General features: G+C 68.6%; 14 protein-coding genes, 2 tRNA genes and 1 pseudogene. 11 read left to right on the plus strand and 6 right to left on the minus strand.

Annotation, left to right across the window (positions count from 1 at the left end; all coding sequences use genetic code 11):
• Positions 1 to 74: 74 nt before the first annotated feature.
• Complete coding sequence (locus tag AC1D2K_RS13630; RefSeq protein ID WP_478089366.1) at positions 75 to 1,877, minus strand: tetratricopeptide repeat protein; 1,803 nt, start codon at positions 1,875 to 1,877, stop codon at positions 75 to 77.
• A gap of 81 nt (positions 1,878 to 1,958) precedes the next feature.
• Here AC1D2K_RS13630 and mutM point away from each other — a divergent pair, with 81 nt between their 5' ends.
• The 3 genes from mutM (at position 1,959) to mutY (ending at position 5,996) form a co-directional block, all read left to right on the plus strand.
• The gene (gene mutM / locus AC1D2K_RS13635; RefSeq protein WP_478089367.1) at positions 1,959 to 2,774 is read left to right on the plus strand and encodes a bifunctional DNA-formamidopyrimidine glycosylase/DNA-(apurinic or apyrimidinic site) lyase; all 816 of its coding nucleotides are present in this window, start codon (positions 1,959 to 1,961) and stop codon (positions 2,772 to 2,774) included.
• 72 nt (positions 2,775 to 2,846) lie between these two features.
• Positions 2,847 to 4,808 (plus strand): dynamin family protein, encoded by a 1,962-nt coding sequence (locus AC1D2K_RS13640; protein WP_478089368.1) that lies wholly within the window; start codon positions 2,847 to 2,849, stop codon positions 4,806 to 4,808.
• A gap of 147 nt (positions 4,809 to 4,955) precedes the next feature.
• Positions 4,956 to 5,996 carry an A/G-specific adenine glycosylase gene (gene mutY, locus AC1D2K_RS13645; RefSeq protein WP_478089369.1) on the plus strand — a complete coding sequence of 347 codons (1,041 nt, stop codon included), beginning with the start codon at positions 4,956 to 4,958 and terminating at the stop codon, positions 5,994 to 5,996.
• Positions 5,997 to 6,012: 16 nt separating this feature from the next.
• Here the strand turns inward: mutY and rapZ are convergent, their stop codons facing one another.
• Genes rapZ through AC1D2K_RS13660 form a run of 3 tightly spaced genes read right to left on the minus strand, consistent with a single transcriptional unit; the run spans position 6,013 to position 9,468 of the window.
• Complete coding sequence (gene rapZ / locus AC1D2K_RS13650; protein ID WP_478089370.1) at positions 6,013 to 6,891, minus strand: RNase adapter RapZ; 879 nt, start codon at positions 6,889 to 6,891, stop codon at positions 6,013 to 6,015.
• Positions 6,888 to 8,570, minus strand: a complete 1,683-nt coding sequence (gene recN, locus AC1D2K_RS13655; protein WP_478089371.1) for a DNA repair protein RecN — start codon at positions 8,568 to 8,570, stop codon at positions 6,888 to 6,890. Before recN ends, rapZ begins: the two co-directional genes overlap by 4 nt.
• A gap of 1 nt (position 8,571) precedes the next feature.
• Complete coding sequence (locus tag AC1D2K_RS13660) at positions 8,572 to 9,468, minus strand: NAD kinase (RefSeq protein ID WP_478089372.1); 897 nt, start codon at positions 9,466 to 9,468, stop codon at positions 8,572 to 8,574.
• 28 nt (positions 9,469 to 9,496) lie between these two features.
• Between AC1D2K_RS13660 and hrcA the strand changes: the two genes are divergently transcribed.
• The 3 genes from hrcA (at position 9,497) to AC1D2K_RS13675 (ending at position 10,804) form a co-directional block, all read left to right on the plus strand.
• Positions 9,497 to 10,510, plus strand: a complete 1,014-nt coding sequence (gene hrcA / locus AC1D2K_RS13665; RefSeq protein ID WP_478089373.1) for a heat-inducible transcriptional repressor HrcA — start codon at positions 9,497 to 9,499, stop codon at positions 10,508 to 10,510.
• A 37-nt stretch (positions 10,511 to 10,547) separates the two neighbouring features.
• Positions 10,548 to 10,624, plus strand: a tRNA-Ile gene (locus AC1D2K_RS13670).
• 103 nt (positions 10,625 to 10,727) lie between these two features.
• Positions 10,728 to 10,804, plus strand: a tRNA-Arg gene (locus AC1D2K_RS13675).
• A 102-nt stretch (positions 10,805 to 10,906) separates the two neighbouring features.
• On the opposite strand, the pseudogene AC1D2K_RS13680 reads toward AC1D2K_RS13675, so the two are convergent.
• Together AC1D2K_RS13680 and AC1D2K_RS13685 are read right to left on the minus strand one after the other, a co-directional pair.
• Positions 10,907 to 11,308, minus strand: a pseudogene (locus AC1D2K_RS13680) (Hsp20/alpha crystallin family protein).
• Between the two features lie 14 nt (positions 11,309 to 11,322).
• Positions 11,323 to 11,760, minus strand: a complete 438-nt coding sequence (locus AC1D2K_RS13685) for an Hsp20/alpha crystallin family protein (protein ID WP_478089374.1) — start codon at positions 11,758 to 11,760, stop codon at positions 11,323 to 11,325.
• A gap of 307 nt (positions 11,761 to 12,067) precedes the next feature.
• Between AC1D2K_RS13685 and AC1D2K_RS13690 the strand changes: the two genes are divergently transcribed.
• The 5 genes from AC1D2K_RS13690 to AC1D2K_RS13710 form a co-directional block, all read left to right on the plus strand.
• Positions 12,068 to 12,277: a hypothetical protein gene (locus AC1D2K_RS13690; RefSeq protein ID WP_478089375.1), complete on the plus strand. Its 210-nt coding sequence runs from the start codon at positions 12,068 to 12,070 to the stop codon at positions 12,275 to 12,277.
• Between the two features lie 266 nt (positions 12,278 to 12,543).
• Complete coding sequence (locus tag AC1D2K_RS13695) at positions 12,544 to 13,278, plus strand: ABC transporter ATP-binding protein (protein WP_478089376.1); 735 nt, start codon at positions 12,544 to 12,546, stop codon at positions 13,276 to 13,278.
• Entirely contained in the window at positions 13,278 to 13,991 is a 714-nt protein-coding gene (locus AC1D2K_RS13700; RefSeq protein WP_478089377.1) for an ABC transporter ATP-binding protein, read from the plus strand. Before AC1D2K_RS13695 ends, AC1D2K_RS13700 begins: the two co-directional genes overlap by 1 nt.
• 1 nt (position 13,992) lies before the next feature.
• Entirely contained in the window at positions 13,993 to 14,862 is an 870-nt protein-coding gene (locus tag AC1D2K_RS13705) for a branched-chain amino acid ABC transporter permease (RefSeq protein ID WP_478089378.1), read from the plus strand.
• Positions 14,863 to 14,865: 3 nt separating this feature from the next.
• On the plus strand, positions 14,866 to 15,511 hold a 646-nt coding region (locus AC1D2K_RS13710), incomplete at its 3' end, for a branched-chain amino acid ABC transporter permease (RefSeq protein WP_478089379.1).

Below are 15,511 nucleotides of genomic sequence, written 5' to 3' on the forward strand. Positions count from 1 at the left end.
GGACGGGCCACCGGGGCTTGCGCAGCCGGCCAGCAGCAGGCCGGCCCAGCCGGCCAGCAGCGCCCTGCGCCGGTTCAAAGTTTCACGTGCAGGCGCTTGAGCGTTTCCTGCAGCGTCTCGTTGTCCGCATCCGCGAGCGACGCCTCTTTCCAGATGACCACCGCGCGGTCGCGCTGGCCGGCGGCCCACAGCACCTCGCCGAGATGGGCGCCGATTTCAGGGTCGGGGCGGCGCTTGTAGGCGTCCTCGAGGACGCGCAGCGCCTCGGCCGTGTTGCCCAGCCGGTACTCGACCCACCCCAGGCTGTCGGCGATGAACGGATCGTCGGGCGCCAGCTGCACGGCCTTCTGGATCAGCGTGCGGGCCTCCTCCAGCCGCACCTTGCGATCGGCCAGCGAATAGCCGAGCGCGTTGTAGGCGTTCTGGTTGTCCGGCTTGAGTTCGATCACGCGGCGCAGCAGGCGCTCCATCTCGTCGAGGCGGTTCAGCTTCTCGGCCACCATGGCCTGGTCGTAGATCAGGTCGGTGTCGGTCGGCGCTGCCGTGCTGGCCTGGGCCAGCATGTCGAACGCGGCCTGGTGCTGCTTGGCATCGCGCAGCAGCTGCACTTCGGTCAGGAACTTCTGCTTCTTCTCGTCCGCGGTGCGTTCGGGCAGGCTGCGCACCAGTTCGCGCGCCTCCGATAGCTTGCCCTGGCGCGCGAGCAGCGCGGCCCGCCGCGCCTGCGCGCCGATCAGGTCGTMGGTGCTGTCGATGCGGGCCAGCCAGCTTTCGGCGCCGGTGAAGTCCTTGCGCCGCTCCGACAGCTGCGCCATCAGCAGGTAGGCCTGGGTCAAGCCGCGCTCGCGGCCTTCGGGGTCGCGCAGCGTGGGCGCGAGCGAGATGAAGCGCTTGATCGAGGCCTCGGCCGCCTTGTCCTGGCGCGCCTGGGTCTGGAGGCTGCCGAGCAGCAACCAGGGTTCGGGCAATTCGGGTCGGGCCGCCGTGAGGGCCGAGAGTTCGGCCGAGGCTTCCGCGTAACGACGGCCTTCGACCAGCACCCGGGCGTAGGCGACACGCATCTCGGGCTGCGCCTTCGGCCCGGCGAGGTAGCGCTTGACGATCGGTTCGGCCAGCGGCTGGCTGGGGTCGATCAGGTCCAGCGCGACCAGGGCCGGCCCTTCCGCGGAGGGGTCCAGCTGCTGTCCCTTGATGGCGGCTTCGAGCGCGCCGGACGTGTCGCCAGCGCCGAGGCGCAGGCGGCCGACCGTGGCCCAGGCGGCGCCGCCGGTCGCGGGGCTCGCGAGTTCGTCGGCCAGCGCCTGTTCGACCACCGAGGCCGCGAGCTTCTTGTCCGTCGCCCTCGAATAGTTGCGCGCAATGACGGCCATCAGGAACGGCCGCTCGACCTGTGGCGTGGCGGCGATCTCCGCGCGCAGCGGTTCGACCGTGTCGGCGATGCGGTTCAGCGCGATCAGGATCTGGAGTTCGAAGCGGCGAGCCTCCCTCGAGTCGGGCAGCGTTTCCTTCCAGGCTCGGGCGGCTGCCAGGGCGGAGTCGCCCGAGCGCGCCTGCAGCGCGATCTCGACCGCGCGCTGGAACAGCTTGCCGTCACGCGCGCGCCGCGCCGCGTCGAGCACCAGTCCGTAGGCGGTCCCGGGGTCGGAGCGCGCGTTGAGCTCGCCCAGCAGCACCTCGTAGAACAGCTCGGCGGACATGGCCGAGGGTTGGGCGGGCGATGTCGCCTTGGCCGCCGCGGACTGCCCGGCAGGGTCGACAAGAGGTGCGGGGTTCGTGGGCGCTGCGGCAGGCGCTTCGGTCTGGCCCTGCGCTGCGAGCGCGATCAGAGCCAGGAAAGCGGCCGCCGCAAGACGGGATCGGCGAGGCAGGAAGGTCATCGAAGCCATAATAATCCAAGGCTTTTGCGCCATGTCGCGTGGGGCTTCAACGCCGGCGTGATTTGATGTCAGCCTTCTCACATGCCTGAACTCCCCGAAGTCGAAGTCACCCGCCGCGGAATCGCCGATCGCATCGCGGGCGCCCGCATCGATGCGGTGCGCCTCGGGAAGCCCCTGCGCTGGGCGCTGGCGGTCGAGCCTGGCGCACTCGTCGGGCGCACGGTGCGCGCCGTGCGCCGGCGCGGCAAGTACCTGCTGGTCGACCTCGACGCCGGCCTCCTGCTGCTGCACCTGGGCATGTCGGGCAGCCTGCGCTTCGACGCCGTGTTGCCCGCGCCGGGTGCGCATGATCACTTCGACCTGGTCACGAGCCGCGGCACGCTGCGGCTCAACGATCCGCGCCGCTTCGGCGCCGTGGTCTTCGTGGAGGACGAGGGTTCTCTGCTCGCACGCAAGCTGCTCGGCGGCCTGGGCATGGAGCCGCTCGGCGATGATTTCGATTTCGAGGCCTTCCACGCCGGCCTGCGTCGGCGCCGGGCGCCGATCAAGCAGGTGCTGCTGGCCGGCGACGTGGTGGTGGGCGTGGGCAACATCTATGCCTCCGAGGCGCTCTTTCTGGCCGGCATCCGGCCGACGCTGTCGGCTGCGCGGATCAGCCGGCCGCGTGCGCTGCGGCTGCATGCCGCGGTGCGCGACATCCTGGCGCGTGCGGTCGAGCGCGGAGGCAGCACCTTGCGCGACTTCTCGAACGTGGACGGCCAGAGCGGCTACTTCCAGCTCGAAGCCACTGTCTACGGCCGCAAGGGCGAGCCGTGCCGGGTCTGCGCGACACCGGTGCGGGCGATCCGGCAGGGCCAGCGCGTAACCTATTTCTGTCCTGTGTGCCAAAAGCACTGAATCGCGCGGGCGAATGACTTCCGTTGCGCGTGCCGATGCTATATTTTGTAAGTCGTCTTTACAAATCCTGCCTTGACCGATTCATTCAATCAGCAATTCGACAAGCACGGCGCTTGGCGGCGCAATTTTGCGCACCGGCTCAAGTGGCTGTCCCGCTGGCTGAATGAAAACGAGCTACTGAACCAGAGCGTGGCCGAGCGGCTGCGGGATCTGGAATCGCAGTTGCGAACCAGCAAGGTCATGGTCGCTTTCGTGGCCGAGTTCTCGCGCGGCAAATCCGAGCTGATCAACGCGATCTTCTTTGCCGGCTACGGCCGGCGGATCATGCCGGCCAGCGCGGGCCGCACGACCATGTGCCCGACCGAGCTGGGCTATGACGCTGCTTTTCCGCCGAGCCTGCGGCTGCTGCCGATCGAAACCCGGCTCGAAGCCCATTCACTGGCGCACTGGCGCGACGAGCCCGAACGCTGGACCGAGATCGCGATCGATGTCGAGAACGCCGAACAGCTGTCGGAGGCGATGAGCAAGGTCGCGGAAGTCCGCTGGGTGCCGCTGGCCGAAGCCCGTGCGCTGGGCTTCTGGAGCGACGACGTTCCCGACGACAACCCGGTGCCCGATTCGGACGGGCGGGTCGAGATTCCGCGCTGGCGCCATGCGGTGCTGAACATGCCGCATCCGTTGCTGGAGCAGGGGTTGGTGATCCTGGACACGCCCGGCCTCAACGCCATCGGCGCCGAGCCGGAGCTCACCGTGAGCCTGATTCCTCAGGCCCATGCGGTGGTCTTCATCCTGGGCGCGGACACCGGCGTGACGCGGTCGGACCTTTCCATCTGGCGCGAGCACCTGGTCACCGAAGGCGATCTCGCCGACACCCGGATCGTGGTGCTCAACAAGATCGACACCATGTGGGACATCCTGAGCACGCCGGCCCAGGTCGACGCCCAGATCCAGCGCCAGCGCAAGGGCGCCGCCGAGCTGCTCGGCGTGCCGCTGCCGCAGGTGCTGCCGGTGTCGGCGCAAAAGGGGCTGCAGGCCAAGATCCGCCGCGACGCGCCGCTGTTGCAGGCCAGCCGGCTGCCGGCGCTGGAGGCCGTGCTCGGCGAGGGCCTGCTCGGCAAGCGCGAGCTCATGCTGCGCCTGGCCGTCGACGCCGGCATCGTCGCGCTCAGGGCCGAGGCGGCGCGCATCCTCAACGTGCGCCAGCGCGACCTCTCCGAGCAGGCGCTCGAACTGCAGGGCCTGCGCGGCAAGAACGGATCGGTGATTCGCCACATGCGTACGCGCATCGAGCAGGAGCAGACCGAGTTCGAGGGCAGCAACGCCCGCATCCTGGCGCTGCGCTCGGTGCAGGGCAAGCTGCTGCGCGAGGTCTATGCGGTGCTCGGCAGCACCGCGCTGAAGGCCGACATGGCGCGGCTCGCGGCGGCCCTCAAGCGGCGCGGCCTCAAGTTCAGCGTGCGCAAGGTCTACGGCGAGACCTTCGACTCGCTGCGCAACAATCTGCGCGAGGTGCAGGCGACCAGCGCCGAGATCCAGGCGATGCTGCATGCGACCTTCCGCCAGCTCAATGCCGAGCACGGCTTCACGCTGCAGGCGCCGCCCGAGCCCGACCTGTCGGACTTCGAACAGCAGCTGAGCCAGATCGAACGCAGCCACCTCCATTACCTGAGCGTGGGCAACCTGCTCAAGCTGGCACAGCCGGACTTCTGCGACAAGCTGGTGCGCGCGCTGGCGAGCCGGCTGCGCGTGGTCAACGAGGCCGCGATGACCGAGGTGGAGCGCTGGAGCAAGGGGGCGGGCGCCCAGCTCGACGCGCAGCTCAAGGAAAGACGGCGCAATTTCACCAAGCGGATCGAGGCCGTCGAGCGCATCCAGGGCGCGGCAGGCAATCTCGACGAGCGCCTGTCGGAACTGGCGGCGCAGGAAGGCAGCCTCGGGGAACTGCACCGGCGCCTGCTCGAACTCACCACCTTGCTTGCCAGCAACGAAGCGCCGAACGCCCCGCCCGCGCGCGTCGAACTCAGTGCGGCTTGAATTTGCTCACCCCCAGGTTGGCTCACTTCGTGTAGCCGCCCACCCCCTCACTGGGGGCAACACCAGCGGCCCGGCGAAGCCGGTTCCGCGGTGTTTCTGGCTTTGAACGCGCCGGCTTCATGCGGCGCGGGTCGCGAGGCGGCTCGGATGCTGGCACCGGTTTTCGCGGAGCGCATCGTCGCCTGGCAGCGCAGCCACGGGCGCAGCGAGCTGCCGTGGCAGAACACCCAGGATCCCTACCGCGTGTGGCTGTCCGAAGTGATGCTGCAGCAGACGCAGGTCTCGACCGTGCTGGGCTACTTCGCGCGCTTCCTGGCGCGCTTCCCGTCGGTGGCGGCGCTCGCGGCAGGCACCGAGGACGAGGTGTTTGGACTCTGGAGCGGACTGGGCTACTACAGCCGTGCGCGCAACATGCATCGCTGCGCGCAGGAAGTGGTCTCGCGCTTCGGCGGCGAATTTCCGCGCACGGCGGCCGAGCTCCAGACCTTGCCCGGCATCGGCCGCTCGACCGCTGCGGCGGTCGCGGCCTTCTGCTTCGGCGAGCGGGTGGCGATCCTCGACGGCAACGTGAAGCGGGTGCTCACGCGATTGCTGGCCTTCGACGGCGACATGTCTTCCGCGGCCCAGGAGCGCCTGCTGTGGAACGAGGCCACCGAACTGCTGCCGCCGGCAAAGGATCGGCCCGGCATCGCCCGCTACACCCAGGGGCTGATGGACCTGGGCGCCACGGTCTGCCTGCCGCGCAAGCCCAGTTGCATGATCTGCCCGGTCAGCGACCTGTGCGCAGCACGCGAACAGGGCGCGCCCGAAAGCTATCCGGTCAAGACGCGCAAGCTGCGGCGCAGTTCCCAGTCGCTGTGGATGTTGCTGGCCCGGGACGCCCAAGGGCGCGTGTGGCTGGAGAAGCGGCCGTCGCGCGGCATCTGGGCCGGGCTCTACTGCCTGCCGATCTTCGAGAGCCGTGCCGCACTGCTGGAAACGCTGGCCGCCCGGGACCGCGCCAACGCCCGCGACGACGTCGCCTTTCTGCACGTGCTCACGCACAAGGATCTGCATCTGCATCCGGTTGGCGTCGACAGCCGCGGCACCACGCCGACGGCCGGAGCAGGCGACTGGTTCGCCACCGGCGAGTGGACCGCGCTGGGGCTGCCCGCGCCGGTGCGCAAGCTGATCGCCCAGGAGGGTTAGGGCCTGTGAACAGGCCCTAGATTCCGTCGAGCTCGCGGTGCCGCTTGAGCGCGGCCCAGCGGGCGCCGAAGCCGCGCGCCAGCTGCTCCACCAGGAACACCGAGCGGTGCTGGCCGCCGGTGCAGCCGATGGCCACGGTGACGTAGCTGCGATGGTCGCGCGCCAGGGCGTCGAGCCAGCGGCCCAGGAACTGCTCGATGTCGCCGTACATCCGGGCCACGTCTTCGTCCTCGCGCAGCCACTCGATCACGGGCGCATCGCGTCCGGTCAGCGCCCGCAGCGCCGGCACGTAGTGCGGGTTGGGCAGCATGCGGACGTCGAACACGAAGTCGGCGTCGAGCGGCACGCCGCGCTTGAACGCGAAGGACTCGAACACCAGCGTGAGCGCGCTCTCGGGGGCCGAGATCAGCGCCTTGACGTAGCTCTGCAGCTGGGCCGGGCGAATGATGCTGGTGTCGACGACGTCGGCGCCGTCGCGCAGGTCCGCCAGCAGTTCGCGCTCGAGCTCGATCGCCTGGATCAGGACGCGCTGCTGCTCCGGCGCATCGGTGGTGCGGCCTTCCTGGCGCGACAGCGGGTGCCGGCGCCGGGTCTCGGAATAGCGGCGCACCAGCGCATCGGTGGTGGCGTCGAGGAACAGCGAGCGCAACGACACGCCCTGCTGCCGCAGGCCTTCGAGCTGGTGCGGCACCAGCGGCAGCGAGACGCCGCTTCGCACGTCCATCGCGATCGCGACCTTGGCCGCCTGCTGTTGCTGCTGCAGCGCGATGAAAGGCGAGAGCAGCTCGGGCGGCAGGTTGTCGACGCAGTAGTAGCCGGCGTCTTCGAGCGCGTGCAGGGCGACGGACTTGCCGGAGCCCGACATGCCGGTGATCAGTACGAGTTCAAGGCTCATGACGCCGCCGCCGTCGCCTTCTGCCCCAGCATCTCGCGCGCATGCGCCAGCGAAGTGCGGGACACGCGTTCGCCGCCCAGCATGCGGGCGATTTCCTGCGCCCGGCCTTCGTCGTCGATTGCCGCGACGCTGCTCTCGGTGCGCGCGGCGTCCTGGCCCTTGGCGGCGGTCTGGCGCTTGGCGACCACGAGGTGGTGGTCGGCGCAGGCCGCCACCTGCGGCAGGTGGGTCACGGCCAGCACCTGGCGGTCGCGGCCGAGCTGTTTCATGAGCCGGCCGACGGTTTCGGCCACGGCGCCGCCGACGCCCGCATCGACCTCGTCGAAGATCAGGGTCTGGGCGGCGCCGAGCTCGCTGGTCGTCACCGCGATGGCCAGGGCGATGCGCGAGAGTTCGCCGCCGGAGGCCACCTTGCCGATCGAGCGCGGCGTGCTGCCGGCATGTCCGCTGACCAGGAAGGCGATGTCTTCGAGGCCCGAACGGCTCGGTTGTGCGAAGGGCTGCAGCGCGACCTCGAAGCGGCCGCCCTTCATGCCGAGTTCCTGCATGGCCTGCGTGACTGCCTGCGCGAGCTTGGGCGCGGCCTGCTTGCGGGCCTTGGCGAGCGCCTTGGCCTCTTTCAGGTAGATCTGCTGCGCCGATTGCTCGGCGCGTTCGAGCGCCTCGAGATCGCTCTGGGCATCGAGCGCCTTCAACTCGGCCTGCCAGCCGGTGAACAGCGCCGGCAGCTCGGCCGGTGTGCGCCTGTAGCGGCGGGCCAGCGACATCCACAGGCCCATGCGTTCGTCCAGCTCGGCCAGCCGCTCGGGGTCGGTGTCGGCCTGGCGCAGGTAGCTGTGCAGCGAATGCGCGGCGTCCGAGGCCTGGGCCACGCTGGAGGCGAGCACTTCGCCCAGCGCCTTGAATTCCGGCTCGATGTGCTCGCAGTTCTGCAGCAGCGCGAGGGCGCGGGCCAGCGCAGCCAGGGCGCCGCTGTCGTCGTCCTCGAGCGCGCTGCTGGCGCCCTCGGCTGCATCGATCAGTGCCTGGGCGTTGGAGATGCGGCTGTGGCTGGCGGTGAGTTCTTCCCACTCGTCCTCGCCCGGCGCCAGCTTGGCGACCTCGGCCACCTGCCATTGCAGGCGCTCCCGTTCGCGCTGCAGCGAGTCCTGGGCCGAGCGGGCAGTCTCGAGCGCGGCGATCGCCTGGCGCCAGCCTTGCCAGGCCGTCTCGAGCGCGCCGGTGTCGAYGCCGGCATAGGCGTCGAGCAGGCCGCGCACGGCTTCCGGCCGCGTCAGGCTTTGCCAGGCGTGCTGGCCGTGGATGTCGAGCAGGCGGTCGCCGAGCTCGCGCAACTGGGTGGCGGTGGCCGGACTGCCGTTGATCCAGCCGCGGCTGCGGCCCTGGAGGTCGACCGTGCGGCGCAGCAGCAGGACATCACCGCCCTCGAAGCCGCCTTCCTCCAGCCAGTCGGCCAGGCCCGGGTCGGTGTCGAATTCGACGCTCACGTCCAGCCGCTCGGCGCCTTCGCGCACCGCGCCGGCATCGGCCCGGTTGCCGAGCGCCAGCTGCAGCGCGTCGATCAGGATGGACTTGCCGGCACCGGTCTCGCCGGTGAGCACCGTGAAGCCGCCGGCCAGATCGAGCTCGAGCGCATGCACGATCACGAAATCCCGCAGCGCAATGCGCCTCAACGCCATCTCAAGATCCCCCTTCGTTCCAGTGCAGTTTGCGGCGCAAGGTGTCGAAGTAGCTCCAGCCCTTGGGATGCAGGAAGCGCACCCGGTAGTCGGAGCGGCGCACCATCACCTTGTCGCCGATGGCCAGCGTGGCCAGCGATTGCATGTCGAAATTGGCGCTGGCGTCGCGCCCGCCGACCAGTTCGATCGTGACCTCGTCCGCGTCCGGCAGCAGCAGCGGCCGGTTCGACAGCGTGTGCGGCGCGATCGGCACCAGCACCCAGCCCCGCACCGCGGGATGCAGCAGCGGCCCGCCGGCCGACAGCGCATAGGCGGTCGATCCGGTGGGGGTCGCGATGATCATGCCGTCGGCGCGCTGGTTGGCGACGAAATGGGCGCCCACCGTGACCCGCAGCTCGACCATGCCCGAGGTGGCGCCGCGATTGACCACCACGTCGTTCATTGCCAGGGTGTCGAACACCGATTCGTCGCCGCGCATCACCCGCGCCTTCATCAGCGTGCGCAGGTCTTCCTCGTAGTCGCCGGCCAGCATCGGGATCAGCGTCGCCTGGTAGTTGTCGAGCGAGATGTCGGTGATGAAGCCGAGCCGGCCGCGGTTGATGCCGATCAGCGGCACGTCGTGCGGCGCGAGCTGGCGACCGATGCCGAGCATGGTGCCGTCGCCGCCGACCACCAGGCCGAGCTCGCACTGCTGGCCGATTTCTTCCACCGTCAGCGCGGGATAGGGGCCGGTTTCGACGGCGTCGGATTGCGACTTCTCGACGAACACCTTGCAGCCCTGCGATTCGAGGAAGGCGCCGATGCCTTCCATGATGTCGTCCTGCGCGCCGCATTGCGCCCGGGCGCCGGAGGCCTGGTATTTACCGATCAGTGCGACATGCCGAAAGCGGGAGCTCATTCACAAATTACAACATTAAAATCATTCGATGCTGGACGACCGTGCCAAGTTGCTGCTGAAGACTCTCGTCGAGCGCTACATCGCCGACGGGCAGCCCGTGGGATCGCGCACGCTTTCCCGTGCGCCGGGGCTGGACCTGTCGCCGGCGACCATCCGCAACGTGATGTCCGACCTCGAGGTGCTCGGGCTGATCGCAAGCCCCCACACTTCCGCGGGTCGCATTCCGACCGCCCGCGGCTATCGGCTGTTYGTCGACACCATGCTGACCGCGCAGCACGAGCAGTTCACCTCGGCCTCGGCGCCGAGCCTGGCGCCCGACCAGCCGCAGAAGGTGATCACGAACGCCGCCCACTTGCTGTCGAACATGTCGCAGTTCGTCGGCGTGGTGATGGCGCCGCGGCGTGCCTCGGTGTTCCGGCAGATCGAGTTCCTGCGGCTGGCCGACCGCCGTCTGCTGGTGATCATCGTCGCGCCCGACGGCGACGTTCAGAACCGGGTGATATTCCCCGAGGTCGACTACTCGCAGTCGCAGCTGGTCGAGGCGTCGAACTACATCAATGCCCACTTTGCCGGCTTGACGATCGAGCAGGTGCGCGACCGCCTGCAGTCCGAGGTCGAGCAATTGCGCGGCGAGATCGCGGCGCTGATGCAGGCCGCCGTGCAGGTCAGCTCCGAGGTCATGACCGAGGCCCAGGACGAAGTCGTGATCGCGGGCGAGCGCAACCTGCTGGCGGTGACCGACTTCTCCAGCGACATGAGCCACCTGCGGCGCGCCTTCGAGCTGTTCGAGCACAAGACCCAGCTGATGCGCCTGCTGGATGTCTCGAGCCAGGCGGAGGGCGTGCGCATCTTCATCGGCGGCGAAAGCCAGGTGGTGCCCTTCGACGACCTGTCGATCGTCAGCGCGAACTACGAGGTCGACGGACAGGTGGTCGGCACGCTGGGGGTCATCGGTCCCACGCGGATGCCGTATGAGCGCATGATCCAGATTGTCGACATCACCTCGAAGCTGGTCACCAACGCGCTGAGCCACCGCAAGTAGGGCACGGCGTCGCGGCCCACTAGAATCCGGGGCGCGTGGGCCGTTAGCTCAGTTGGTTAGAGCAGCGGACTCATAATCCGTTGGTCCCTGGTTCAAGCCCAGGACGGCCTACCAGGCATTCATTGAAGTTCAGGTCTGCTCCCGCGCTCGGTCTTTTGCAAAACAAAAACCGATGCGTCGACAGATACCGAAAATTGGCGCTATAATCGAAAGCTGTGCGGCTGTAGCTCAGTTGGATAGAGTACTTGGCTACGAACCAAGGGGTCGTGGGTTCAATTCCTGCCAGCCGCACCACTCTCTTAAAGGGTTAGGACGTTCACGCGTCCTAACCCTTTTTCTTTTGCGCGACTTCTTGCGCGACGGCGACCTGTCTTTCGCCTCGTCGCGGCCGGGCGCTCAGGTCACGTCGACATTGATGCGTCGCGGTTGAGCGTGTTCCGTCTTTGGAATCCGCAGCTTGAGCACGCCCTGCACCAGCTCCGCCGAGATCTTCTCGGTGTCGAGTTCCTTGCTCAGCGTGAAGACCCGATGGAAGCGGCCGAGGCCGACTTAGGTGTGGCTGGACTGCAGCCCTTCGGGCACCGCCATGTCGATCTCCCCTTCGATCGTCAGCGAATCGGATTCGACGTTCAGGTGCAGCTTGTCGCGCGGCACGCCGGGCAGGTCGGCGTACAGCGTGATGCCGGCGCTGTCCTCGATCACGTCCACGGGGGGCGTGAGGGCGGCCTCGGCGTAGCGCCGCTCGTCCTTGCGCGCGACCACGTCGGAGGACTTGTTTCTCTTCTGGATGTCGTTCATGGCTGTTCTCCCGATCATTGGATGGCGATGCGTCGCGGCAAGGCGGAGGCGCGGCGCTGGACGGTGATGTGGATGACGCCGTCCCGCGCCTTGGCCTCGACCGCCTCGGGGTCGGCGTCGTCGGGCAGGCTCAGCACCCGGCGGAAGGTGCCCTCGAAACGCTCGTTGATGTGCAGCGTCTCCTTGCCGCCGGGCTGCGGCGCCGCACTCTGGCGCTCGCCGGCGATGCTGAGGATGCCTCGGTCGAGGTTGATCTCGAGCGTCGCGGGATCGACGCCCGGCGCCAGGACATAGATTTCGACCGTCTTGGCCGTGCCACCGACGTTGAGAGCAGGGAAAGCGCTGCGGCCGAAGCCGCGGATGGTGGGAGAGAGGTCGAAGGCCTGCTGCATCTCGCGCTGCAGGCGATCCATCTCCGCGAACATGTCGCGTGAAAAAAGGGATCGATACATGGCGCATACCTCCATTCAGGGTTGAGGTGGGCGCTGGAGGCGTCTCCAGCGCTTCCGGATTGGAAACTAGGATCGGCTTGCGAAACTTCAAGGGATGACCCGGCCAAACTTGCTCAGGGCGTCACAGAACGCGCTGGCGCGCCGCTTGGGGCGAGTCGGCAATGCGGCAGGTGTAACCGCGAGCCGCAAGCAACATTACCGCCGCCGTGGGCGCCCTGTGACTGCGGGCAACCGGACGCCCATAATCCGACCCTCGGCCAAGCCAGGGGCCGCTTTCATATGCCTGGCGTTCATTGGGGCGACCACGATGAGTTCATTGCAAAAGTTCCTGCCGGCCTCCGAGCCCGCACGCAGCGAGGCCCTGGCCCAGCTGAAGAAGACGCACCATGCGCCGCGGCATCTCGTCCGGGGCGTCGCGCGCGGCGCCTTCGGAAAACAGGCGTCGGCAGTTCAGCAAGACCAGGAACAGGAAATCGTCCCGCAGGGCGAATCGCCGTCGGAACCGCAAGTGGGCTGAGCGCCGCACCTGATCCGACCTCCGACCCGGTCCCGCGCCGTCGCGACCCCCGCGATGGCGCAGCCGCGGGCGGCGGCTGCGCACGGGCAAGGGTAAAGCCGGGCTTTCCGATCCTTCAAACGCCGGTATCTTTTGTATCCAGTGGCATCTAGACGCAAGTCCGGGTGCAGGCTGGGCCGAGGTCGGCCGCGGCCCCACCGTGCAAGGAGTCGGCCATCGCCTCGCCTGCCCACCGTGCCGATCTGTTGCGCGTCGAAGGTGTCACCGTGCGTTTCGGTGGCATCACGGCGCTCGACAAGGTGTCGTTTTCGGTGCCGGAGGGCCACATCGTCGGCCTGATCGGCCCGAACGGCGCCGGCAAGACCACGCTCTTCAACTGCCTGTCGCGGCTTTACGCCTTCAGCGAGGGCAGCATCTCGTTCGAGGGCCGCTCGCTGGTCGAGACGCCGGCGCACGGCATCGCGGCGATGGGCATCGGCCGTACCTTCCAGAACCTCGCGCTGTTCCGGACCATGACCGTGCGGCAGAACATCCTGCTGGGCGGCCACTGCCGCACCCGCAGCGGCTTCTTCGCCAACGCCTTGCGGCTGCCGGGGGTGCGGCGCGAGGAACAGGTGCTCGAAGCCCATGCCGACCAGCTGGTCGGCCTGCTCGACCTCGGCGCCGTGGCCGGCACGCGCGTGATGGACCTGCCCTTCGGCACCCAGAAGCGCGTCGAGCTGGCCCGGGCGCTGGCGAGCCAGCCCAAGCTGCTGCTGCTCGACGAGCCGGCCGGCGGCCTGAACCACGAGGAGGTCGGCAGGCTGATGGCGTTGCTGCGCGAAGTGCGCGCGCGGCTCCAGCTCACGATGCTGCTGGTGGAGCACCACATGAACCTCGTGATGCGGGTGTCCGACAAGGTGGTGGCGCTGGATTTCGGCCGCATCATCGCCGACGGCTCGCCGGCCGAGGTGCAGGCCAACGCCGAGGTGATCCGCGCCTACCTGGGGGACGCCGGCTGATGGCCCGCCTGCTCGAAGTCCGTGGACTGCGCGCGCAGTACGGCGCGAGCCAGGTGCTGCACGGCATCGACTTCGACGTCGAGGAAGGCGGCATCACGACCATCCTCGGCGCCAACGGCGCCGGCAAGACGACCACCTTGCGCGCGGTCTGCGGCATGGTCAAGACCGAAGGCGAGATCCACTTCGCCGGCCACCGCATCGAAGGCCGCGCGACCGAGTCCATCGTGCGCCTGGGCGTGGCCCACGTGCCCGACGGGCGCGGCACCTTCGTCGCGCTGAGCGTCGAGGAGAACCTGCGCCTGGGCGCCTACACGCGCCGCGACAAGGCCGAGGTGGCGGCCGATTTCGAACGCATCTACAACCACTTCCCGCGGCTCAGGGAGCGCCGCCTCCAGCAGGCCGGCACCCTCTCGGGCGGCGAGCAGCAGATGCTCGCCGTCTCGCGCGCCCTGATGCTGCGGCCCCGGCTGCTGCTGCTGGACGAGCCCTCGTTCGGCCTGGCGCCGCGCATCGTGCAGGAGCTGTTCGAGATCCTGCGCGAGATCAATGCCAGGGAACGCGTGAGCATGCTGCTGGTGGAGCAGAACGCGGCGCTGGCGCTGCGGCTGGCCGACCATGCCTACCTGCTCGAAACCGGCCGCGTCGTGATCTCGGGCAGCGCCGAAACCGTGCGCAACGACGAAGCGGTGCGGCGCTCCTACCTCGGATATTGAAATGAACCTGCTGCTGCACCAGGTGCTCTCCGGACTCGCCACCGGCGGCATCTATGCCAGCGTGGCGCTGGCGCTGGTGATGATCTACCAGGCCACGCACCTGGTGAACTTCGCCCAGGGCGAACTCGCGATGTTCTCCACCTATATCGCCTGGAGCCTGATGCAGGCCGGCATGCCGTACTGGGCGGCGTTCTTCGCCACGGTGGCGGTCGCCTTCGTGCTCGGCGTGCTGATCGAGCGCATCGTCGTGCGGCCGGTCGAGAGCGCGCCGATTCTTTCGGTCGTGATCGTCTTCATCGGCCTGCTGGTGATCCTCAACAGCCTCGCGGGCTGGATCTTCAGCTACACGATCAAGCCCTTCCCGAGCCCGTTCCCGACCGAGCCGCTGTTCGGCAATCGCTTCATGTCCTCGCACGAGCTGGGTTCGATCGGCATCACGCTGGCGGTGCTGGCGCTGGTGTTCGTTTTCTTCCGCTACACGCCGCTCGGCCTGGCGATGCGCGCGGCGGCGCAGAACCCGGACTCGAGCCGGCTGGTGGGCATCCGCGTCGGCTGGATGCTGGCCCTGGGCTGGGGCCTGGCGGCGGCGATCGGCGCCATCGCCGGCATCATGGTCGCGCCCGCCGTGTTCCTCGAGCCGAACATGATGGCCGGCATCCTGCTGTATGCCTTCGCCGCCGCCCTGCTCGGCGGCATCGACAGCCCGGGCGGCGCGGTGCTCGGCGGCTTCATCGTCGGCGTGCTCGAGAACCTGGTCGGCGCCGTGCTGGGCACCGAGCTCAAGCTGACGGTGGCGCTGGTGCTGATCGTCGGCGTGCTGGTGATCCGGCCGTCGGGGCTGTTCGGCAAAGTCAACGTCACGCGGGTCTGAACCATGACCGAGCCGCACGCGCCCACCCGCAAGCCATCGACCAGGCTTCGCCTGGTCGGCCTGCTGCTGCTGGCCGTGGTGGCCTGCGCGCTGCCCTTCCTGGTCAGCAACTACCGGGTGTTCCAGTTCACGCTGGCGCTGGTCTATGCCATCGCGCTGCTCGGGCTCAACATGCTCACCGGCTACAACGGCCAGATCTCGCTCGGCCACGGCGCCTTCTACGCCATCGGCGCCTACGTCGCGGCGATCCTCATGGACCAGTTCGGCGTGCCCTACTGGCTCACGCTGCCGGCCGCCGGCGCGGTGTGCCTGCTGGCCGGTTTCCTGTTCGGCCTGCCGGCGCTGCGGCTCGAAGGGCTCTACCTGGCGCTGGCGACCTTCGCGCTCGGCGTGGCGATGCCGCAGATCCTCAAGTACAAGCATCTGGAGCACTGGACCGGCGGCGCGCAAGGCATCGTGATCGTCAAGCCCGAGGCGCCCGAGTGGACCGGGCTCACCCAGGACCAGTGGCTCTACTTCGTGGTGCTGGGGGTGCTGATCGTGATGTTCGTCCTCGCCTGGAACCTGCTGCGCGGCCGCATCGGACGCGCGATGGTGGCGATCCGCGACCAGCCGATCGCGGCCCAGGCGATGGGGGTCGACACCGCCA

Source organism: Variovorax sp. P1_H12_2 (assembly GCF_056405335.1).

Bases quoted from the DNA above. Each gene is read 5' to 3' on its own strand.
- AC1D2K_RS13700 (WP_478089377.1), top strand. From the start codon at position 13,278: ATGGCCCGCCTGCTCGAAGTCCGTGGACTGCGCGCGCAGTACGGCGCG.
- AC1D2K_RS13660 (WP_478089372.1), bottom strand. From the start codon at position 9,468: ATGAGCTCCCGCTTTCGGCATGTCGCACTGATCGGTAAATACCAGGCC.
- mutY (WP_478089369.1), top strand. From the start codon at position 4,956: ATGCTGGCACCGGTTTTCGCGGAGCGCATCGTCGCCTGGCAGCGCAGC.
- mutM (WP_478089367.1), top strand. From the start codon at position 1,959: ATGCCTGAACTCCCCGAAGTCGAAGTCACCCGCCGCGGAATCGCCGAT.
- rapZ (WP_478089370.1), bottom strand. From the start codon at position 6,891: ATGAGCCTTGAACTCGTACTGATCACCGGCATGTCGGGCTCCGGCAAG.
- AC1D2K_RS13685 (WP_478089374.1), bottom strand. From the start codon at position 11,760: ATGTATCGATCCCTTTTTTCACGCGACATGTTCGCGGAGATGGATCGC.
- AC1D2K_RS13690 (WP_478089375.1), top strand. From the start codon at position 12,068: ATGAGTTCATTGCAAAAGTTCCTGCCGGCCTCCGAGCCCGCACGCAGC.
- AC1D2K_RS13705 (WP_478089378.1), top strand. From the start codon at position 13,993: ATGAACCTGCTGCTGCACCAGGTGCTCTCCGGACTCGCCACCGGCGGC.